This is a genomic window from Actinoplanes sp. NPDC019969 (assembly GCF_055562375.1).
In genome coordinates this window covers 28651-50723 of sequence record NZ_JBVHFK010000024.1, presented here as the reverse complement: position 1 = coordinate 50723, position 22073 = coordinate 28651, and the positions used below count along the sequence as shown (strand labels likewise).

Sequence of the window (22073 nt, the reverse complement as noted above, 5' to 3'; positions counted from 1 at the left end):
AGTGTCCACCGACACAGAAAAGCCGCCCCGCCGGGGGTTGTCCCCGGGAGGGCGGCGGTTCTGACCAGCTGTGGATCAGCCCTTGTCGGCGGAGGCCGTCACGTCGGCGGTCTCCTCGTCCTTGGCCGCGTGCCGGCCGGAGCCGGTCCACTGCGCCGGGACGCCGCTGGTGGCCGCGCGGTTGTTGCCGCGGGTCACGATGATGCCGCCGGTGACGGCCAGGATCAGGCCGAGCACACCGAGGGCGATCGGGCCGTAGAGGCCGACCAGGTTGAGCTTGTTCACGTTGGCGCCGACGGTGTCGACCGACTTGTTCACGGTGTCGTCGGTGTAGACGAAGGTCGCGTCGAGGATGTCGATCGAGCGGCCGTCGGTGGAGACCAGCTGCTTCTTCTGCTGCTCCTGGACCTTCAGGTACTGGCCGGTCTGCGGCTCGACCCACACGGTACGGATGTTGCTGTACTTGACCGAGCCCTCGGTGGCGCCCGGCAGGAGCTGGCCGAGGATCAGCTTGACCCGGTCCTCCGGCAGGTTCTGGGTCTCGTCCTGCAGCGTCTGGGTGAACTCGTAGACCTGGAGACCCTGGATCTCGTCGGTCTTCACGAACTTCGCCGGCCGGGCGTCGAGGATGTCCCGGTCGAAGATCTCGTAGTCCTTCTGCTCGGTGCCGAACGGGAACTTGTAGACCTGGCCCTTGTAGGAGACCGGCTCCCGCTGGCCGCCGGTGTCCAGCCACTGGTCCGCCCAGTTCACCGCGGCGGCCGACTCGCGGTCCACGGCGAACGAGGTGCTGTATGCGCTGACCAGCTCGTTGGTGTCGGTGCGCTGGACCTGCTGGCCGGCCACCCAGACCAGCGCGCTGCCGTCGAGGTCACCGGTGAGCTTGGCGGTCGCGTCGGGGTCGACCTGAACGGTCACCGTCGAACGCAGCGTGGCGCTCTCCACGGTGGCCTTGCCGCCCTTGATCTGCATGAAACGGGCGTTCGGCGCCTCGGCCACCGACTGGGTCATCTCCATGTCGTACGGAATCTGCTTGGCCGTCGGGGCCACGAAGAAAGCGAGACCGCCGGCGAATACCAACGCCAAGACGCCGAAACCGAACAGCACGGTGCCGATGACGCGGGACTTCATATGTCCTCCACGAGGTGGAAACGGAATTGTGGCAGGTGAGGTGTATGCCGAGCTTGCAGGAGGTTACTACTGAGTCACATCAGGAAGCGAGACCCTGGACACATCTTCCTGATCGTTTGCTGAAACGGACTCGCCCTCGCGCCGCAGCACCACCGTGAAGTTCCACGTGAGCGCTTCCCGCAGCACGGGCACCGAGGCCACCCATTGTGCCCACCAGGGGTGATACCTCGGGATGACATCGACCACCGTGACAGCCCCGGCACGGCGCGCGGCCCGGGTCCAGCGCATCATCCGTGCGGCGCTGACCGGGAAGAGCGTCTCCCCGAACCGGTTCTTCGGCTCGTGACCGGTCTTCCGGAGGTAACGGCGGCGGGCGCGGTCACCACCGAGCCAGTGCCGGAACGGCCCGGTCTCGTGCCCGCCGTGCGGCGACCACCACGGCGTGAACGACACGAAGACGGTGCCGCCCGGCCGGGTGACCCGGACCATCTCGTCGAGCATCGCCTCCGGTTCGGCGACGTGCTCCAGAACGTTCGACGAGTAGCAGACGTCCAGTGCGCCGGTCCGGATCGGCAGAGCGGTGCCGCTGCCCCGGATCATGCCGTTGACCTCGGCGCCGGCCGCCGCGAAGTCGCCGACGGCCGGGTCGAGACCGAGGTACGTGGCGCCGGCCTTCTCGAACTCACTGGCGAAATAGCCCGGCCCGCCGCCGACGTCGAGAATCTTCGCGCCGTTGAGGCCGGTGTACGCCTCGAGCTGGCGGACCGAGTCCTCGGCGAGCAGCGAGTAGAACCGGTCCGGGTCGCTCTGCTCGACCAGGAAGGCGCGGAACAGCCGGACCGATCGGCGCAGCGTCGCCCGGTACGGGCTGATCGGCCACTCGCTCACTGAGATCTCCTTCTCCGGCCGGCCGGACGACGGGGCCGCGACCGCCGCGACCGCGCACACGGCGGCCAGCATCGCCGACTGCACCGCGATGCCGTACGCCCATTCCTGCCCGTGCCCGAGCAGCCGCCCGCCGACCGCGACCGCGATCGCGACGAGGGCGCTCGTGAAAGCGATCCCGGGCAGCCAGTTCGGCCGTCCCTGCCGGATGATCAGCGCGGTCAGCAGCAGCGCGGCGCCGGCCGCGCCACCGATGACGACCGCCAGCACCATCAGCGGCACCAGCATCCACCAGGCCCCACCGGGGACGAGTGTGTAGACGCGGGCGAGCGGACGGACGGCGACCTCCCGCCGGCGAGCCGGCACGAGGGCGAGCAGAACGACCAGCAGGACACATCCCGCGCCGGCCGCAAGACCGGTACGGTACGGGTCGTCCGGCGTGAACCGCAAGATCACTGTCCCGCCGTCGCCGGCCGGCAGCACGAACGCCTGCTGCCACCCGTCCACCCGGACCGGCCGCAGCTCCTGACCGTTCAGTTCCGCGGCCCATCCGGCGTTCAGGTTCTCCGGGACGACCAGCAAGGAGGCGGCCCCCGAGGCGACCGTCACGGTCCGAACGGTGGCGTCCCAGCGCTGCACGGTCACGGCCCGGTGGCTCACCGCCGGAGCGGCGGCCGGCGTGCCGTCCGGCACCAGGGTCGCCGAGTCGATCAGGAACGCCGCCGACGGCACGGTCCGCAGATGCTGGTCACCCTGCGGCAGCCGGACGGACTCGCTGGCGAACACGTCGCAGACGGACACCTTCAGCGCCCGCTTGGCCCGTATGTCGCCGAGCGTCCCGGTCACCGACGTCGGGTAACGGACCCCGCCGATCTCGACGGACGGGCCCTTGCCGCACGGCACCGCCAGCGGGGTGTTGCCGGTCGCCGCGGTGAGCAGACCGGCCAGGCCGGGCGCCTGGACCTCGGCGATGCCGGCCGGGGCGGGCCAGCCGGTGCCGCCGCCGCGGGCGTCGGCGGTGACGCGCTCGCTCGCCGAGACGGTGATCGCGATCCGGCTGGTGACGACCGCCGGGAACCGCACCCAGCCGTCCGCGTCGACCGGGGCGCTCGCGTTCTTCCCGGCGGCGCTGATCGACACGATGGTGGGCCGGGCCGCGGCCGGGGCCTCCGGCACGACCAGGCGGACCCGGTCGATCCGGCGGTTGCCCCGCCACGCCAGGGTCAGCGTGGGCTGCGCGTCGGTCGGCTCGGCCAGCCAGGCGGTGGCCGGGTCGCCGTCGACGGCGGCGTGCGCGCCTGCCGTGACGTCGCCGGTCAGCACCGACGAGGCGGCCGCGGCCACCGGGCGGGCCAGCGGGACGGTCGCGCCGGGCCGGGGCAGGGCGGTGAGCCGCAGGTCGTAGGCGGCGTCCACCGGCGTGGTGAAGTACCGGTCGATGCCGAGCGGCTCCTCGCCCTGCCGGGCCAGGAACTGGTCGCAGCGGATCGCCGCGCCCGCCTCGGTCCCGGCCGGGTAGCAGGAGCCGCGCTGCTGCACGGCCCGCTCGAAGGCGTAGACCGGCGGGACGTTCCCCGTGGTGTCGGCGGGCACCCGCAGGCCCCGCTCCGCGGTGAGGCCGGGGATGCCCAGCTCGCGCAGCACGACGCTGCCCTCGTACCCCTGGCGCAGCGCGAGGACGGTGACCCGGACCGAGGTGGTCAGGCCGGGCAGCGTCTCCAGGCTGTGCGGGCCGGGGGTGGCCGGCACCGGGCGGTCCACGATGCCCTGGTCGGTGGTCAGCCGGACGACCGAGACCGGCGCCGAGACCCGCAGGTCGTCGACGAAGTCCACGGTCACGGCGGTGACCCGCTTGGCGGTGCCCAGCTCGACGTCGATCCACTGACCGGCGCCGCGCTCGTACGGGTCCGAGCGCCACACCGTGGACCGGTCGCCGTCCAGGGCCGCGTACGGCAGCATGGACGGTTCGATCGCGCCGACCGAGTCGGCGAAGCTGACGCTGCTGGACGCCTGCACGGACCGGATGCCCTGGTACTCGGCGACGGTCTGGTGGCCGGCCGGGTCGAACGGGATCAGGTCCGTGCGTACCCGGCCCTGCCTGGTCTTCTCGTCGGCGGTAAGGGTCTGGCTGACGTTGTCGCGGGTGCGGCCGATGTTGAGTTCGCGGCGGCGCAACCCGTCGGTGACGATCGGCCGGGCGGCCGACTCACCGGCGGTCAGACCCAGGTCCCCGGTGGCGTCACCGGCCAGCACGGCAGGCTGGGCGCCGTCGATCAGGCCCTGTTCGAGGACGCCGAGCAACGACTCGGGACCGCCGCTGACCACCGGGACGTCGGTGATCGCGGTCGCCGACACGGCCGGCACCGGGCTCGCGACCTGGAAGATCTCGATGGCCGGCACGGTGACGCCGGCGTCCACCGGGCTGGTCTCCACGCCGCCGGCGCTCACCGCGGGGCCGAACGTGACGGCCGGTTCCAGGCCCGGCGACCCGGCGACGGCCCGGCGCACCACGGCGATCGGCGGCGCGCCCGAGGCGGCCCGGTCCAGGTCGTGCCGGACCAGCAGGTACTTGTAGCCGGAGCGGGCCAGGAAGTCGGCCAGCGCCGGGGAGCCCTGGCCCTGCGCGAGGACCGCGTCGACGGCGTCCATCACCCGGGTGTTGCCCTCGGAGCCGAGCGGGATCTGGTTGCGCTGCGCCCACGGCGCCCCGGCCAGCGGCTGGATCGGCTCGTCGACGGTCCGGCCCCAGGTGTGCTGGGCGAATCCGGCGCCCGGCACGACCAGCGTGCGGGCCTGCGCGTCCTGATCGGTGAGCCAGTCCGCGGCCTCCTGCCAGTAGGACGGCATCGCGGTCCAGCCCGGCCCGGGGCGCAGCAGCGTCATCCCGGCCGGCGCGGCGGCGATCACCAGCAGCGCCGCGACCAGCGGGCTCGCCGGGACGGGCAGCGGCAGCCGGCGCCAGCGCAGGGTGCGGCTCGCGGCGTACGCCAGGCCCAGCGCGAGCGGCAGGCGCAGCACCGGCTCGAACTTGTGCACGTTGCGCAGCGGGGCGAGCGGCCCGTCCAGCAGGTCCCGGGTGAACGGCGCGAACGGGCTGTCCATGGTGCCGACGTAACCCATGGTCAGCAGGGTCAGGCCGGTCAGCATGGCGATGATCAGGAATCGCCGCTCGGGCAGCCCGCGCATCGCCAGCCCGGCCAGGCCGACCGCCGCGACCAGCGCGGTCGCCGTCATCAGCAGCGGGTTGTCGATCAGGGTCCAGCCGGCCGGCCACCACGGGTCGCCCTGGACGATGTAGCCGACCCACTGGTTGGTGCCGCGGAACGCCTGGAACAGCGAGGTGACCGCGGTGGTCGTGCCGGAGGACTCGATGTAGTCCAGGAACGGCAGGCTGTACTCGCCGAACAGCAGCAGCGGGACGATCCACCACAATGTCGCCCCGACGACGCAGACCACCCACCAGCCGATCAGCGCGGCGAGCCGCCGGTCCCAGCGCCGGGTGATCAGCCACAGGCCGGGCAGCACCAGGGCCATCACGGTCGCGGCGGCGTTGATGCCGCCCATGAAGAGCACGGCCAGCGCGGACAGCGCGGCGGCCCGCCGGGGCGAGCCGATCCGGCGGTACTGCACCAGCGGCAGCATCACCCAGGGCAGGAACACCACCGGCAGCATCTCCGAGGAGAGCGGGCCGATCTCGGTGAGCATCCGGGGGGCCAGGGTGTACGCCAGCGCGCCCACGATCCGGCCGGCGTCGTTGCCGATCCGCAGCGCGCGGGCCAGCAGCAGCACCCCGAAGTAGGTGACGCAGAGCAGCACCGCGCACCACAGCCGCTGGGTGATCCAGGGCGGCACGCCGAGCAGGTCGCCGGTGGCGAAGAACGGGCCCATCGGGAACAGGTAGCCGTACGCCTGCTGCTGCAGTTCGCCCGAGGTCGCCCACGGGTTCCACAGGTGCAGGGCCCGGGACATGAAGCCGATCGGGTTCTCCGCCAGGTCCAGCTTGGTGTCGAAGGTGGCCTGGCCGGGACGCTGCACGAAGGCGAGCACGACCAGCAGCAGGGCCCCGCCGATGGCGAGGAGGTTCCGGCGGGGGCCGGCATCGGTGGCGGGCGGGGTCGTCACGCGGGTCCGCTCCCGGACGGCGGCGGTCATCGGCGGCACTCCGGGGGCAGGCAGCTGAACTCGGCGAGGGAGGTGTAGAAGATCTGCCGGATGCCGGACGGCTTCTCGGTGAGCGCGACCCGGCCGCCGGTGGCCTTGGCGATCTGGTTGAGCTCGGCCGGGTCGATCTCACGCCCGACCCCGATGAACAGGATCGGCACCGGGCGCTTCCGGTCGACGAGCTTGCCCAGCTCACGCAGCAGGGTGGCCCGGCTGATGCCGCTGGCGTTGTCGTCGGTGCCGTCGGTCAGGATCAGCACCATGTTGATCCGGCCGGGCGTCCAGTTGCGGGTGGCGTCCCGGTACGCGGCGAGCGCGGTGTCGTACAGCCCGGTGCTGCCGTTGGGGTTCACCTGCATCCGGTTGACCCGGCGGATGATGTCGTCGCGGCGCGGGCCGATCGGGCCGACCGGGACCACCTCGCGGTAGTCGCGCTGCCCGTCCAGGTCGGTGGAGAACTCCCACACGCCCAGCTCGGTGGTGCTGAGCAACAGCTGCACTCCGTCCTGCGCGGCCTTGATGGTGGCGGACAGCCGGGACTCGTCGGAGCCGGGCACCGTGGCGGCCATCGAGCCGGAGATGTCGAAGACGGCCAGCATCCGGGCGCTGATGTGCACGCCGCCCCACGCGTTGAGCAGGGTCTCGGCGTCCTGTTCGGCGGGCAGCGCGGCGGGCGTGTAGCCGGTCTTGCGGACCCTGGTGGCGGCCGGGATGTCGGTCGGCGCGGCGCCGTCCGGGGCCCGCAGCCCGTGCCCGGTGAACACCTCGGCGCCGTTCTTGGCGAGCAGGGCGCGCAGCAGCGCGGTGGCGTACTCGCGCTGCTCGTCCCCGGCGGTCAGTACCGCGTACGGGTAGTCGGGGCCGGGCACCGGCCGGGCCGGATAGACGGCCACCTGCTTCTTGCCGCCGGCCGCCGCGAACAGCACCTGCTGCTCGGTGCTGATCACCGCGGTCTCGTCCTTGCCGGGGCCGACCGGGTCGGGGACGTTCTCGCCGGCGGTGGAGACGGTGTGCGGCGACAGCCGGCGCATGATCGCCGCGGAGTACGGCGCGCTGCCGCGGGCGATGTCACGGACGCCGAGCAGGCCGGCGAAGCCGAGCGGGCTGGTCGCCGGGTCGGGCAGGGCCACCGGCACCGGCGGTTTCACCGCGCCGACCAGCTGCGTCCAGCCGACCGCGCCGACCCGTTTCGCGGTGCGCTCGTCCAGGGCGAGCACGACCGGGGTGGTGGCCACCGAGACGCCCTCGGCGGGCACCTGGAAGGCGCCGGTGGCGCGGGCCCGGCGCAGCCAGAGGGTGGATTCGGGCAGCCACACGTCGGGGGCGACGGTCGCGGCCTCGGCGGCCGCGGCGCTCGCACCGGCGCTGGCGCTCGCGCTGCCGGAAGAAGACGCGGATTTACCTGCGGACGGGCCCGCGGATGCCGATGCGGAAGTGGTGACGACGGTATCCGTGGCGGTACGGGACACCACCCGCAGCACGTCCGCCGACTCGCGCGCCTCGACCAGCAGATCCAGGCAGGGGTCGCGCTCGGCGAAACGCTGGGCGGTGGTGCGGACGGCGGGGGCGATGCTCGGGGCCGCCGCGACGCGCAGGGTGGTGCGCTCGGTGCAGGCCGGATCGTTACGGGTTCGATCGAGATACGTGAATCCGGACCATCCGGCGAGAACCGCGATCAGCGCCGTGCTCAACAGCGCTACCGGCCAGAACTCCGGTCGCGCGCGGAGGCTCCCATCGCTCACGCGGTTCCTCCCGTTGTTACGCGGCCGTTGCGGTTGTTCCCAGGGCTGACCTAGTGTGACGCGATCGCGAATCGTACTCGCTAGTAGGGGTGGCAGAGTAGACCATGACGGATGCCTGCGGCGGTCACGTCCTGTTCCTGAACTGGCGGGACACCAAGCACCCCGAGGGCGGGGGCTCGGAGCTCTACCTCGACCGGGTCGCCACCGAACTGGTGCGCCACGGGTACCGCGTGACCCTGCTCTGCCAGGCCCACGGCACCGCCCCGGCGGAGGAGACCACCGCCGACGGCGTGCGCATCGTCCGCCGGGGCGGACGCCACACCGTGTACCTGATGGCCGCTCTCACCTACCTGATCGGCCTCCTCGGCATCGGACCGTTGTCCCGACGCCGCCTCGGCCGACCGGATGTGATCATAGACGTCGGCAACGGCATGCCGTTCCTCAGTCGGCTGTACGCCCGGCGGCCGGTGATCGTGCTGGTCCACCACGTGCACCGGGAGCAGTGGCCGGTGGTGTTCGGCCCGCGGATCGCCCGGATCGGCTGGTGGATCGAGTCGGTGCTGGCGGTCCGGGTCTACCGGCGCTGCCAGTACGTCACGGTCTCCGAGTCGACCCGGGACGAGCTCACCGGCCTGGGCGTGGACCGGCACCGGATCACCGTCGTGCACAACGGGACGCCCGAGGTGAGCGGGCCGCCGGTGCCGCGGACCGGGCATCCGAGCCTGATGGTGCTGGGCCGGCTGGTGCCGCACAAGCGGGTGGAGTTCGCGCTGCGCGCCACCGCCCTGCTGGCGTTGGAGCTGCCCACGATCGAGCTGGTGGTGGCCGGGCAGGGCTGGTGGGACGAGCCGCTGCTGCAGCTCACCGAGGACCTGGGGATCCAGGACCGGGTCCGGTTCACCGGCTTCGTCTCCGAGGAGCACAAGCACGAGCTGCTCTGCGGCTCCTGGCTGCTGCTGATGCCCTCGCTCAAGGAGGGCTGGGGCCTGACCATCGTCGAGGCGGGGGTACGGGGCACGCCCTCGGTGGCGTTCCGGTCGGCGGGCGGGGTCGCCGACGCGATGGCCGACGGCGAGACCGGCGTGCTGGTGGAGAACGAGTACGACTTCTTCCTGCAGGTGCGCTCGCTGCTGCTGGACGCCCGGCGGCGTACCGAGATGGGCTCCGCGGCCGCCGTGCACGCCGGCCGGTTCACCTGGGAGAAGGCCGGGGAAGCGTTCGCCGGGGTGGTGCACCGGCAGCTCACCGGCGGCATGCCGTCGGCCCCGGCCGGCGAGCGGGTCGGCTAGACGGGACAGCAACGAGAAGAACGGCCCGGCGGATCTCCGCCGGGCCGTTCCTCGTGCTGCGTACTATCAGCGCTGACCGTAGACGGCAGTGCCCTGGGTGACGTCATCGTTGCTCACGTTGGCGATGTGGTCGGCGGACGGGTTCAAGCTCCCGACCGCTGCGACGACGCCGACGATGCCGAGGAGGCCCCCGGCCAAGGTCGCGATGACGAGCGTGGCCAGTTTGGCCATGATTCTTCCTCCCCGAACTGGTGGGTGCGCGGACCGTACCACGATCTACTGCCCGGTAGCAGTAGCCGAAGAACCCCCGCGATCACCACGAGGGCCGCGAGCAGGTGGCCGAACAGCGCCCAGGCCCGGCGGCCGTCACCGGCCGCGGACGGCACCGTCGGCGCTGACGGGTTGTCCCACAGTTGAAGATACTTCCCGTCGTACACCAGCCGAAGTCCCGCGAGCACCGCGGCGGACGGCTCGCCGGCGCCCCGCCGGACCAGCACCCAGGGGCTTCCGGCGTCGGCGGCCGGCCGGCCCGCGGCCAGCAGCGCGCCCACCGCCGTGGCCCGCGGGCTCTCCCCGTCGACGGTCACCGCGCCGACCCGCAGCGCGTCGTTGATCAGCACCGGGGCGTCCAGGTACCGCGGGGCCGGGTCACGGACCACCACGTCATCGGTCCACGCGTACCGCTGGTAGCCCTCGAACGGCAGCGACAGCACCTCGCCCGGCCGCTCGGCGACCCGCGCGGCCACCTCCCGCCAGTCGGCGGGGTAGCGCACCGGCCGCAACTGGCCCATCGCCCCGAACGCCAGGTCCGGCAGCGCCACCAGCGGCAGCAGCACGGCGCCCACGAGCAGGACCCGGCCGGCGGACGGCTCGAACCGGCGGGCCAGCCAGGCGGCGCCGCGCTCCGCGCCGAGAGCGAAACCCAGGGCCAGGACCAGGGCGTACGGGAGCAGGAACTTCTGCCCGTCACGCAGCAGCCCGGCGCCCGGCACGTGCACCACCGCCCACTCCAGCAGCGCCGTACCCGGCCCCACGATCCCGGCCGCCGCCAGCAGGAACCCGCCCGCGGCCAGGGCGTACAGCCGGACCGCGCCGCCGGGCCAGCGGCGCCGCAGCTCGATCAGGCCGGGCACGGCCGCGGCCACCAGCAGCACGGTCACCAGCGGGGCCAGCACCGACTCCCGGCTGGCCGGGACGGTCTGGGCGTTCCAGATGCCGCCGGTGCCGGCCATCGCCACCCACGTGCCGGCCCAGTTCTCCGCGCGGGCCGCGAACTGGGCGACCCCCTGCGGGTCCGAGGCGCCACCGGCGGCGCTGGTCAGGGCCGCGACCAGCCACGGCGCGTTCAGGGCGGTGACCGCGGCCAGGGCGGCCCCGGTGGCCCGCTGCCGCAGCGGCATCAGCACGGCGACGGCGGCCACGGCGATCAGGCCACCGGTCGGGGTCACCGCGGCCGGGGCGGCGGCGACCACCAGCCGGGCCAGGGCGCGGGGGCGGCCGGCCCGGACGTCCCGGATCGCGGCCACCATCCAGGGCAGGCAGGCGTACGCCAGCAGCAGCGCCCACTGGCCGAGCAGCAGCCGTTCGGCGAGGAAGGGGGTCCACGCGTACGCCAGCGCCGCCACCACCTTCGGCAGCAGCCGCTCCGACGGCAGCAGCCGGGCCGCCCCGAGCGCCGCCAGGTAGACGATCGCCACCAGCGCGATCCGCTGCAGCAGCCAGCCCGGGACCGCCAGGTTCGCCACCGACACCACCGCGTCCAGCGGGACCGCTCGCGGCAGCGCGTCGGCCGGCGCGATCATCTCCCAGCTCAGCGTCTGCCGCGGCACGAACACCATGTCGTAACGCAGCACGTACCCGGGCCGGGCCAGCGGCGCCAGGACCACGCCCGTGACGGACGCGGCCACCGCGTGCAGGACCAGCCCGGGTCGTACGGTCATCACATCGGCTGCGGCACCAGCGCGCCGATCTCGATCTCGTCGGTGCAGAGGCCGGCCTTCGGGTCCCGCAGGGTCAGCTCGACCTCGTCGCCGTCGGCCATCCGGAGCAGGAACATCGCGTTCAGGCCCTGGTGGACGTCGAACGTCACCGGCTCCCGGTCGCCGATCCGCATGGTCGCCACGGTGGCCCGGTCGCTGATGTAACCGATCCGCACCGCGTGCCAATAGTTGATCAGCTCGCTCTGCAGCTCGATCGTCGTGGTCTTCCCGCCGGCCACCCGGTACCCGCAGCCCGGGATCGGGCCCGGCTTGTTCTTCACGCCCTTCACCCAGGCGGGCCGGACGTGCCCGGAGTCGTCGATCACCGACAGCTTCTTGGCCTCGGTGACGAACACCGGGCCCTCGTCACCGAGCGGCCCGAAGAACTTCGACTGCTTGTTCCACGGGTAGACCAGGCTGGGCACCACCAGCTCGGGCACCGGCTGGTCCATGAAGACCGTGCCCGGCTCGGCCTCGGCCAGCTCCTTGGTGGCGGTCGTCAGGTACTCCCGGCCGGCCTTGGACGCCCAGTCGGTGGCGAAGTCGGTGCTGCTGTAGACGCTGCTGGCGATCAGCAGGACCAGGCCGACGCCGAGACCGACGAGGAACTGCTGCGGATGCCGCCGGACCGGGGCGGGCACCGGGTCGTCGACCGGCTCCCCGCCGTCCGGGGCCGGGCGGCGCAGACCGGCCACCGCCACGCCGACGCAGAGCGCCGCGACCACGAACACGTCACCGAGGTAGCGCGGGACCAGGCCGGCCACGCCGCTCATCTCCGAGCCGAGCCGGGTGAACGAGATCAGCCCGGCCGCCATCAGCGCGAACACGATCATCAGGCCCCAGGCCCGGCCGGCCACCGACCGGCGCAGCCAGAGGGTGAGCGCGAACAGCGCGGCGACCAGCCCCCAGGAGATCCACTGCGCCTCCCGGGTGGGCGCGGCGACGGCCGGGCCGTCCGCGGCGTCCAGCCACGACCACGGGCCGCCGGTCAGGCCGGACGCCAGCGACGAGCCGAAGAACTGCACCAGGAAGTCCCAGACCTCCCCGCCGGACCGCGGCACGCGCACCGACGAGCCGGTGGCCATCAGCGAGTAGACGCCGAGGAACAGCAGCGAGATCGCGGTCAGCATGGCCCAGGCCGGCCACCAGCGCTTGATCGTGACGACCAGCGCGCGGACCGGGCCGCCGGGCGCGTACAGGAACAGCGTGGCCAGGAAGACCATCGGGACGATGAGCAGCGCCTTCTCGAAGAAGAGCAGGCCCACCAGGACCGCCGCGGCCAGCGTGATCAGGTGCCGGCGGTCGCCGGTCTGGATGTAGCGGACCTGCGCGGCCAGCGCCACGATCATCGCGAGCTGCATCGGCAGCAGGTTCAGCCCGACCGCCCACCACGCGCTGACCTCCAGCGTGAGCGGGTTGAACAGGAACAGCGTCAGCGGCACCAGCAGCGCCCACCCGGCCGGCAGCATCAGCTTCAGCAGCCGGTAGAAGGCGACGCTGACGGCGAGCTGCCCGAGGATCATCAGGGCGGCGTACGGCCAGTACTCGTACCCGGTCAGCCGGTCGATCAGGTAGGTGACCAGCCGGCCGGCCGGCATGAAGTGGTTGTTGTAGAGCGTGAACAGGCCACCGAGTCCGTACTCGTGGGCCTGCGAGATGATCGGGAAGTCGTCGGCGGTGAGGTAGCCCCGGGTGGTGATCGACGCCCGCCAGAGCACGCTGGCCGCGATGAGCACGGCGGCGATCGCGGCGACCGGATCCAGCTTGGGAGCGACTCCGGCGTCCGGCGGCTGCGGGGTGGCGGGCGTGGCGGTGCTGGTCGTCATCGGCTCTCCTCGGGCCGGAACAGCACCATGTTCACATACCGCGGCTTGGGGCGGACGACCCGTCGCACGAAGCTCTGCCCGACCCGCTCCAGGGCGCCGCGCTGGTGCTCGATCAGGTCGAAGTCCGCCAGCGGGATCCAGCGCTCGTCCGGCATGACGAACGGCCGGTATCCCCAGCCGGCCAGCAGGTCGAGCACCGGCTGAACGGGCTGGATCCGCTCCTCCAGCTCGACGATCAGCAGCGGCTTGTCGCGCTTGATCGTCTGCTCGGCGCCGAGCAGCGCCGCCGTCTCGTGGCCCTCGACGTCCAGTTTCATGAAGCCGACCCCGGTCAGCTCCAGGGAGTCGATCGTGACCCGCCGGACCGTCGCGGTCGGCCCGGTGCCATGCTCGACCGAGGAGGTTCCCTCGCCCGGCCCGCCGGTCGGAAGGAACAGCTCGGCCGTGCCGGCGTGGTCCGACGCGACCGCCTCGATCACCCGGACGTCCGGGAACGCGGTGGCCACACTGCGCGCCAGTTCGGGCACCGGCTCGACCGACACCACCCGCTCGGCGATCCGGCGCAGGCCACGGGTCCAGGGCCCGTACCAGGCGCCGACGTCGACGGCGGTCGCGCAGCGGGGCGCGTACGACTTCAACCGGGCGAGCTCCGGCTCGACCCGCGGATACGCGGTGCGCACCGCGGCTGCCACGGCGCTGGAGGGGAGCGCGGCGGCGATGCGGGCGCTCAGGGTGGTGGACGGCGTGCCTGCCATGGTCACGAACGATAGCCCCTTGGCTACGCATGGGTAGACCCGAGGTTTCCTCACGAGTAACCTGCCTACACGCCGGAGCCTGGCGAGAATTGTGAGGCGAAATGACCGAGGCAGATGAGGCCTTCGGCGTGGACGTCTGCGTGGTCGGTGGGTGTGGCCGGGTCGGCCTCCCGCTGGGCGTCGCACTCGCCGCGCGCGGCCTGTCCGTCGTGCTGTACGACATCGACGCGGCCGCCGTGGACCGGGTCAACTCCGGTGTCATGCCGTTCACCGAGGAGGGCGCGCAGGAGCCGCTCGCCGAGGCCCTCGCCGACGGCAGGCTGCGGGCCAGCACCGACCCGGCGAGCGTCGGGCGGGCGGACGCCCTGGTCGTGGTCGTCGGCACCCCCGTCGACGAGCACCTCAACCCGGACCTGGGCGCGGTGCCGCGGGCGATCGAGCGCTGTGTCGAGTTCCTGCACGACGGCCAGCTGATCGTGCTGCGCAGCACCGTCTACCCGGGCGTCACCGCGCTGACCGAGAAGCTGCTGAAGAGCCGCGGCCTCGACGTCGACGTGGCGTTCTGCCCGGAACGGATCGCCGAGGGACGGGCGATGACCGAGCTCTTCACGCTCCCGCAGATCGTCGCCGCGCGTACCCCGCAAGCTCTCGATCGTGCGGAGAAACTGTTCCGCCGGCTCACCGAGTCGATCGTCCGGCTCGAGCCGGAGGAGGCCGAGCTGGCGAAACTGTTCACCAATACCTGGCGCTATCTGAAGTTCGCGGCGGCCAACCAGTTCTGGATGATGGCGAACGATTTCGGGCTGGACTTCGCCCGGATCCGGCACGCGGTGTCGTTCGACTACCCGCGCGCGGCCGATCTGCCGATGCCCGGGTTCGCGGCGGGCCCGTGCCTGCTCAAGGACACCATGCAGCTGGCCGCGTTCAACCGGAACAACTTCGTGCTCGGCCACTCGGCGATGCTGATCAACGAGGGGCTGCCGCTGTACCTGGTGTCGCGGCTGGAGGACCGGTTCGACCTGAGCGAGCTGACCGTGGGGATCCTCGGGATGGCGTTCAAGGGCGGCAGCGACGACTCGCGGGACAGTCTGGCGTACAAGCTCCGCAAGATCTTGACGTTGAAGGCGCGCGAGACGCTCTGCACCGATCCGTACGTCCGGGACGACCGGTTCCTTTCGCTGGACGAGGTCGTCGAACGGGCCGATCTCCTGGTGATCGCTGCTCCGCACGCCGACTACACCGATCTCAGGACCGACAAGCCGGTCATCGACATGTGGGGCCTTACCGGGCAGGGGGTTCTGGTGTGACACCTCGGGTTTCCGTGGTCATCCCGGTCTACAACGAAGGGCCCGAGGTGGTCCGCCACCTCCAGCGGATCCTGCGCGAGGTGCTGCTGCCGGCCGAGATACTGGTCGTGCACGACATGCCCGAGGACACCACCGTGCCGTACGTGGAAGAGCTGGCCCGCACCGATCCACGGGTGCGCGCGGTGCTCAACACGTACGGGCGCGGCCCGGCCAACGCGATCCGGTTCGGCATCGACTCGGCCCGCGCCCCGGTGGCCGTGGTGACGATGGCCGACGGCTGCGACGACCCGCGGCAGATCGACGACCTGGCCCGGCTCGTCGACCGTGGCGTGGTGGTCGCGGCGGCGTCCCGCTACATGCCCGGCGGCCAGCAGGTCGGCGGCCCCCGGTTCAAGCGGCTGGCGTCGCGGTGGGCCGGCAAGACGCTGAAGATGTTCGCCCGGGTCGGCACCCGGGACGCCACGAACAGTTTCAAGGCGTACGACACCGACTTCGTCCGGGAGGTCGGCATCGAGTCGAACACCGGCTTCGAGATCGGCATCGAGCTGACCGCCAAGGCGACCCGGATGCGGCGGCCGGTCGCCGAGATCCCGACGATCTGGCTCGACCGCCAGCTCGGGGAGTCACACTTCGACGTGGGCCGGTTCATGCCGAGTTACCTGCGCTGGTACTTTTTCGCGTTCGGCCGGCGCCTGTCGGACGAGTACATGGCCGCCCGGTGGGCGGCGAAACGACCGACCCCCGAGGTCGTCTCGGATCGTGACAGGGAGGACACGCCCGCATGAAGGTGCTGGTCACCGGCTCGGCCGGATTCATCGGCGGATATCTGGTCGAGGAATTGCTGGGCCGCGGGCACGAGGTCGTCGGCCTCGACGACTTCAGCAAGTACGGCCCGGTGTCGCACAGCTACGACAGTCACCCGAACTACTCGTTCACCGAGGGCGACGCCCGCGACGTGGAGCTGGTGACGAGGCTCCTCGACGGCTGCGACCACTTCGTGGCCGGGGCGGCGATGATCGGCGGGATCTCCTACTTCCACGCGTACGCGTACGACCTGCTCGCCACCAACGAGCGGATCATGGCGGCCTCCTGCGACGCGGCGATCAAGGCGCACCGCGACGGGACGCTGCGGAAGGTCACCTACGTGTCGTCGTCGATGGTCTTCGAGTCCACCGATCGCTGGCCCAGCAAGGAGGGCGACCAGCACGAGGTGCCGCCGCCGAAGTCCTCCTACGGCTTCCAGAAACTCGCCGTCGAGTACTACGCCCGCGCCGCCTGGGACCAGTACAGACTGCCGTACACGATCGTCCGGCCGTTCAACTGCGTCGGCGTCGGCGAGGGCCGGGCGCTCGGGTCGGCCGAGGTGCTGAGCGGCAACGTCAAGCTGGCCATGTCGCACGTCGTCCCGGACCTGGTGCAGAAGGTGCTCAAGGGCCAGGACCCGCTGCACATCCTCGGCGCCGGCGACCAGGTGCGCCACTACACGTACGGCGGCGACCTGGCCCGGGGCATCGCCACCGCGATCGAGCACGACGCGGCGCGCAACGACGACTTCAACCTGTCGACCGCCGAGTCCACCACCGTGCTCCAGCTCGCCGAGGTCATCTGGCGCAAGATCAAGGGCCCGGACACCCCGTTCGCGTACGTCAGTGACGAGCCGTTCGCCCACGATGTCGCGATGCGCGTCCCGGACGTCTCGAAAGCCCGCGACGTCCTCGGCTTCACCGCGGACACCACCCTCGACACCATGCTGGACGAGGTGATCCCGTGGATCCGGCAGGCGGTCGAGGAGGGCCGGCTGTAACCGCTCCGGCGGCCGGCCGGCGGGTCGGGGTCGGCGCCGCCGCGGTCGCCGTGGCCAGCGCGGTCACCAGCGCCCTCGGCTATCTGGTGCCGGTGCTCGGGGCCCGTACCCTCGAAGCCTCTGATCTCGGCGCCCTCGGCACCGTCCTGGCGATCGCCGGCATCGTCGCCGTGCCCAGCATGGGTCTGCAGATCGCGGTGGCGGTGCACCGGGTGAAACATCCCGGCGCGTCGGCGCGCCGGGCCGGCTGGCTCACCGCCGCCGCCTGCACCGTCCTGGTCGCGCTGCTGGTGCCGTTCGCCGGCCCGTCGTTCCTGGACCTGCCACCCGCCGTGATCCCGCTGCTGGCCGTCTACACCGGCGCGATCGTGGCGGCCGGCCGCTGGCTCGGCGAACTCCAGGGCGACGAGCGGTTCCTGCGCCTGGCCGCGGGCATGGCAGTGCAAGCCACCGGACGGTACGGCGGCCTCACCGCCGGGCTGCTGACCGGCGCCGGGCTGACCGGCTCGATGCTGATCGGCACCGCCACCGCCCTGCTCATCCCGCCGATCCTGGCCGTGATCGCCCGCTCCTCGACCGGCTCGGCCGGCGCGCTCGGCATCACCGCCCGTCAGGTCTTCACCGCCTGCTCGGCGTCGCTGGCCATGCTCGTCGTCTCCTACGCCGACCTGCTGCTGGCCCGCACCCTGCTCACCGACACCGGCTCCGGGGCGTACACGGTCGGCACCATCCTCACCAAGGGCGCGATGTGGGCGCCGCAGGTGGTGACCGTGCTGGTGCTGCCCCGGCTCGCCCAGGGCAGCAAGCGCGCCCTGCTGCTCGCGGTCGGCCTGGTCACCGCCTCCGGCACCGCCCTGGTCACCGCGTCGGCGCTGGCCGGGGGCCTGGCGTTCCGGTTCGCCGGCGGCGAGGACTACGTCGGGCTGGGCCGGTACGCGCCGGTCTTCGCCGCCACCGGCGCCATCTACGCCCTGGTGTACGTGCTGGTCAACGCGCAGGTCGCGGCCGGCGCGAAGTGGCCGTCGGCGCCGCTGTGGGCCGGCACCGCCCTGCTCGTGGTGACCGCCGGCTGGCTGGTCCCGCACACCTTCCCGGCGATCATGTGGTGCGCGTTCGGCACGTCGGTGCTGATCCTCGTCGCCACAGCGGTGCCCAACGTGCTGCGGCACCGCAGGTTGCGGGCCACTCCCCCGACCGGCGGCAACGCTGCCGGGTCGTATTAATCCGTCCAGTCGTTATTTCCACCACGGTGTCACAGAGTGTCGCAATCATGGCTTCCGGCTGGCTACCTTCCGGGTCATGGCTGACACGAACATCGACCGGCGGACGCTGCTCGCCGGGACCGCCGCCGTCGCGGCGGCCACCGGCGCGGCCGCGCTGACCACCCCGGCGCAGGCGGCGGCCGCCGCACCGGCCGCGCCGGGCGACTGGAAACACGCCGTCGCCCTCAACCGCGGCAGCGAGATCGCGGTCAAGGCCGGCCGCGACAAAGAGGGCCGCTTCGGCATCATGTTCAAGAAGACCGAGGCGTACGCGCCGCCGGAGGACCTGCTGCGCTCCCTCGCCAGGCAGATGGGCGAGCCCAGCACGCCGAACCCGACCGACTTCGACAACCCGCGCACCCCCGCCGGGTTCACGTTCCTCGGCCAGTTCATCGACCACGACATGACGCTGGACCGGACGCCCCTCGCCGACGCCAAGGCCGACCCGCTGGCGCTGACCAACTTCGACACCCCGGCGTTCGACCTCGGTTCGCTGTACGGCAGGGGCCCGGCCCAGGACCCCGATCTGTACGAGGCCGACCGCACCCGGATGAAGGTGGTCCGCAACGCCGGCGGGGTCGACGACCTGCCGCGCCGCGCCGACGGCAGCGCCATCCTCGGCGACGCCCGCAACGACGAGAACCTGATCGTCGCCCAGCTGCACCTGGCGTTCGCCAAGTTCCACAACCGCACCCTGGCGACCGGCCTGGCGAAGAACCTGGCCGAGGCGCAACGGCTGACCCGCTGGCACTTCCAGTGGATCATCATCCACGACTTCCTCGACAAGATCGCCGGGCCCGAGGTGGTCGGCCGTTTCCTCGACAACAAGGGCCGGGTCAAGCGGGAGTTCTACAAGCCGAAGAACCCGCACCGGCCGATGATGCCGATCGAGTACTCGGTCGCCGCCTACCGGTTCGGGCACAGCATGATCCGGGCCGGGTACCTGCTCAACACCCGCACCACCCCGCCGGCGGCCGCCGCGATCTTCGGCCAGGAAGGCGGCGACCTGCGCGGCAACCGGCCACTGCCGGCCCGGCTCGAGATCGACTGGTGGCACTTCTTCGACGTACCGGGAAAGCCCTCCGCACCGCGCAACGCGGCCCGCCGCATCGACGGAAAGCTCTCCCTGCCGCTGTTCAACATGCCCGCGACAGTCGTCAACGACGGCACCCCGTCCCTCGCCGAGCGCAACCTGATCCGCGGCGTCCGCCTCGGCCTGCCCGCCGGACAGGACGTCGCCGCCCGGATGGGCGTCACCCCGCTCACCAACACCCAGCTCGGCCTCCCCGACCCGGGCAACCCCGGCTGGCAGGGCAAGGCGCCGCTCTGGTTCTACATCCTCAAGGAGGCCGAACTGGCACACGCCGGGGAACGCCTCGGGCCGGTCGGCGCCCGGATCGTCACCGAGGTGATCCTCGGAATCCTGGACACCGACAAGAACGGCTACCTCAAACTCGACCCGGGATTCCGGCCGGCCGCGCCGATCGCCCCGGCCACCGGCCAGTTCCGTACCGGTGACTTCCTGAAATTCGCCCTGAGTCTTTAGATCCGCCACCCGGCCGGCCGCGCCTCGGTGCGCGGTCCGCCGTCCGGGTCAATAGGCTGATCACATGGGCACGGGTCTGAATTCGAGAAAGACGCGAGGCGCGCTCCGCACATGGTCGAGCGTCTCGATGCAGCTGCTCCTGGTCCTGCTGTCGACCTGGGTGACGCTGTGGCTGTTCGGCAAGGCGTGGTCGGTGATCTGGCCGGTCGTGATCGCGTTGCTGCTCACCACCCTGACCTGGCCACCCGCCCGGTTCCTGCGCAAGCACAAGTGGCCGCCCGCGCTCGCCGCCACCGTGGTGACCCTGCTCTTCCTGGTCGTCGCGATCGGCACCATCGTCGGCATCGCCGTGCCGGTCGGCGCCAAGTCCGGTGAACTGGCCGACCAGGTCGTCGCCGGCATCGCCGAACTGCGCGACTGGGCCGCCGGCCCGCCCCTGAACATCACCGACGACCAGGCCAACCAGTACATCAACACCGCCGTCGACAAACTCCAGGCGAGCGTCGGCAGCATCGCCACGGCCACCCTGAGCGGCGTCGGCTCGGTCTTCAACGGCCTCGTCAACACCATCCTCGCGCTGTTCCTGATGTTCTTCTTCCTCAAGGACGGGCCGCGCTTCCTGCCCTGGCTCAGCCGCCAGCTCCCCGGCCGGCTCGCCACCGACGTCCCCGAGGTCGCCGACCGCAGCTGGAACGCCCTCGGCGCGTTCGTCCGCTCGCAGGCCCTGGTCGGCCTGCTCGACGCCGTACTGATCGGCATCGGCCTGGCCGTCCTCGGCGTCGACCTCGCCCTGCCGCTCGCGGTGCTCACCTTCGTGACCGCTTTCATCCCGATCGTCGGCGCCCTGTTCGCCGGCTTCGTCGCCGTGGTCATCACGTTCGTCACCAACGGCTGGACCGACGCCCTGATCGTCCTCGCGATCATCATCGTGGTGCAGCAACTGGAGGGGAACGTCTTCCAGCCGATGGTCCAGAGCCGGGGCCTGGGCCTGCACGCCGGTGTCGTGCTGCTCGCCGTCACCCTGGGCAGCAGCCTGTACGGCATCGTCGGCGCGCTGCTCGCCGTGCCGGTCGCGGCGATGCTCGCCGTCCTCTGGAACTACCTGCGGGAACAGCTCACCGACACCCCACCGCCGGCCCAGCCGGTCGCTGATGCGGCGCCACCTCCGGCGCCGGCGGCCACGCCCGCCCAGGGCTGACGAGAGCAGGGGCCGCGCCTTCCTCTTCAACCGGCGCGGCCTCTGTTCGCCCGCTTCTTCCATGTTCTCTCGCCGCCGGCTTTCCACCGGCGTGGCGGAGCCCACGCCTCCCTTCACCGGGCCGGCGTGCTGCAGCAGGATGAGGTCATGACTCTGGAGCGGGTGGATCTGGGCGAAGTGGACTATCACCGGGCGATCGAGGACATGGCCGGCTGGGCCGACGAGCGCCGCGACGGCACCGCCCCCGACCGTCTCTTCCTGCTCAGCCATCCCCCGGTTATCACTTACGGTCGCCGGACCCCACCGACCGATCTGCCCCGCGACCTCGCGGAGATCCCTACGATCCCGGTCGACCGAGGCGGCAACGCCACCTACCACGGGCCCGGCCAGCTCGTCGGTTACCTGGTCATGAACCTGCACGAGTGGGGCCCGGTCGACGTGGTCCGCTGGCTGGAGAACGGCTTGATCGCCGCATTGGAGGCGCTCGGATTCCCCGCCGTACGCCGTGACACCCCACCCGGCTCCCCCAGTCTGGTCGGCATCTGGACCCCCGACCACCGCAAGATCGTCTCGATCGGCATGCGGATCCGTGGGGGTGTCACCACCCATGGGTTCGCCCTGAACATCGACCCCGACCTGACTGTCTTTCAGCGCTTCGTCGCCTGCAGCCTGGACGATGTCGCCATGACCTCCCTGCGCGAGCTGGCCGCCGAGCGGGGGCGCCGTACGCCCTCCGACACCGAGGTCCGCGACGCGGTGACGGCTCATCTCCGGTCCGCTCACCGCTGACCTTGCCGGCCATGGCGGATGCGGCATCGCCACTTTCTTACCGGTCTGCGCCGGCCTGGGTTGAGCGCCAGGCGACCGATGCGGGTGAGCGGATCGCAACGCCTGTCCAAGTCCGCATTCGCATTCTCCGTTGGGACGCCTGCGAGCTCCATGAAGTAGTCGAATGAGTTGCGATCTTGAGCAGTGGACACCCGGAACCGGTCGCCGCGTGCGATCTTGTGCGCTGCGCACCGGCCACCCCGGCACAAGGTCGGCAAGGCCCGCGATCTTGGATTCGGAACGCCGGATACCCGGATTCAGGTGCACGAAATCGGGCACGATGCCGATCTTGCGCCGGGGAGGCCGGTGCGGGATCCACAAAATTGAGAACGGGCTCCCCTCTGGCCCGCACACCCCGCC

General features: G+C 71.8%; 14 protein-coding genes. 8 read left to right on the top strand and 6 right to left on the bottom strand.

The window, feature by feature from the left end; translation table 11 throughout:
- Nucleotides 1–75: 75 nt before the first annotated feature.
- From pgfA to ACZ3II_RS41660, 3 genes are all read right to left on the bottom strand, one after another.
- Complete coding sequence (gene pgfA, locus ACZ3II_RS41670; protein ID WP_465526071.1) at nucleotides 76–1131, bottom strand: cell envelope lipid trafficking protein PgfA; 1056 nt, start codon at nucleotides 1129–1131, stop codon at nucleotides 76–78.
- Nucleotides 1132–1197: 66 nt separating this feature from the next.
- Entirely contained in the window at nucleotides 1198–6168 is a 4971-nt protein-coding gene (locus tag ACZ3II_RS41665; RefSeq protein ID WP_465526069.1) for an alpha-(1->3)-arabinofuranosyltransferase domain-containing protein, read from the bottom strand.
- Entirely contained in the window at nucleotides 6165–7919 is a 1755-nt protein-coding gene (locus ACZ3II_RS41660; protein ID WP_465526067.1) for a substrate-binding domain-containing protein, read from the bottom strand. Before ACZ3II_RS41660 ends, ACZ3II_RS41665 begins: the two co-directional genes overlap by 4 nt.
- A gap of 104 nt (nucleotides 7920–8023) precedes the next feature.
- On the opposite strand from ACZ3II_RS41660, the gene ACZ3II_RS41655 reads away from it, so the two are divergent.
- On the top strand, nucleotides 8024–9208 hold the full coding sequence (locus ACZ3II_RS41655; protein ID WP_465526065.1) for a glycosyltransferase family 4 protein: 1185 nt from the start codon (nucleotides 8024–8026) through the stop codon (nucleotides 9206–9208).
- A gap of 143 nt (nucleotides 9209–9351) precedes the next feature.
- On the opposite strand, the gene ACZ3II_RS41650 is transcribed toward ACZ3II_RS41655, so the two are convergent.
- The 3 genes from ACZ3II_RS41650 to ACZ3II_RS41640 are packed head-to-tail and all read right to left on the bottom strand — an operon-like array spanning nucleotide 9352 to nucleotide 13768.
- Nucleotides 9352–11148: an MmpA family trehalose lipid delivery protein gene (locus ACZ3II_RS41650; RefSeq protein WP_465526063.1), complete on the bottom strand. Its 1797-nt coding sequence runs from the start codon at nucleotides 11146–11148 to the stop codon at nucleotides 9352–9354.
- Complete coding sequence (locus tag ACZ3II_RS41645) at nucleotides 11148–13013, bottom strand: hypothetical protein (protein ID WP_465526061.1); 1866 nt, start codon at nucleotides 13011–13013, stop codon at nucleotides 11148–11150. Before ACZ3II_RS41645 ends, ACZ3II_RS41650 begins: the two co-directional genes overlap by 1 nt.
- Entirely contained in the window at nucleotides 13010–13768 is a 759-nt protein-coding gene (locus ACZ3II_RS41640; protein WP_465526059.1) for an FkbM family methyltransferase, read from the bottom strand. The genes ACZ3II_RS41645 and ACZ3II_RS41640 overlap by 4 nt, the downstream gene beginning before the upstream one ends.
- 101 nt (nucleotides 13769–13869) lie before the next feature.
- Here ACZ3II_RS41640 and ACZ3II_RS41635 point away from each other — a divergent pair, with 101 nt between their 5' ends.
- The 7 genes from ACZ3II_RS41635 (at nucleotide 13870) to lipB (ending at nucleotide 21674) form a co-directional block, all read left to right on the top strand.
- A complete protein-coding gene (locus tag ACZ3II_RS41635; protein WP_465526057.1) occupies nucleotides 13870–15075 on the top strand; it encodes a nucleotide sugar dehydrogenase in 1206 nt (401 codons plus the stop codon).
- Nucleotides 15072–15860, top strand: a complete 789-nt coding sequence (locus ACZ3II_RS41630) for a glycosyltransferase family 2 protein (RefSeq protein WP_465526055.1) — start codon at nucleotides 15072–15074, stop codon at nucleotides 15858–15860. Before ACZ3II_RS41635 ends, ACZ3II_RS41630 begins: the two co-directional genes overlap by 4 nt.
- Complete coding sequence (locus ACZ3II_RS41625; protein ID WP_465526053.1) at nucleotides 15857–16879, top strand: NAD-dependent epimerase/dehydratase family protein; 1023 nt, start codon at nucleotides 15857–15859, stop codon at nucleotides 16877–16879. The genes ACZ3II_RS41630 and ACZ3II_RS41625 overlap by 4 nt, the downstream gene beginning before the upstream one ends.
- Entirely contained in the window at nucleotides 16843–18102 is a 1260-nt protein-coding gene (locus tag ACZ3II_RS41620) for an MATE family efflux transporter (protein ID WP_465526051.1), read from the top strand. Before ACZ3II_RS41625 ends, ACZ3II_RS41620 begins: the two co-directional genes overlap by 37 nt.
- 76 nt (nucleotides 18103–18178) lie before the next feature.
- Nucleotides 18179–19687 carry a peroxidase family protein gene (locus tag ACZ3II_RS41615; protein ID WP_465526049.1) on the top strand — a complete coding sequence of 503 codons (1509 nt, stop codon included), beginning with the start codon at nucleotides 18179–18181 and terminating at the stop codon, nucleotides 19685–19687.
- A gap of 127 nt (nucleotides 19688–19814) precedes the next feature.
- Nucleotides 19815–20885 (top strand): AI-2E family transporter, encoded by a 1071-nt coding sequence (locus ACZ3II_RS41610; RefSeq protein ID WP_465526047.1) that lies wholly within the window; start codon nucleotides 19815–19817, stop codon nucleotides 20883–20885.
- Between the two features lie 147 nt (nucleotides 20886–21032).
- Nucleotides 21033–21674, top strand: coding sequence for a lipoyl(octanoyl) transferase LipB (gene lipB / locus ACZ3II_RS41605; RefSeq protein WP_465526045.1), 642 nt, complete (start codon nucleotides 21033–21035; stop codon nucleotides 21672–21674).
- The last annotated feature ends 399 nt before the right edge of the window (nucleotides 21675–22073 follow it).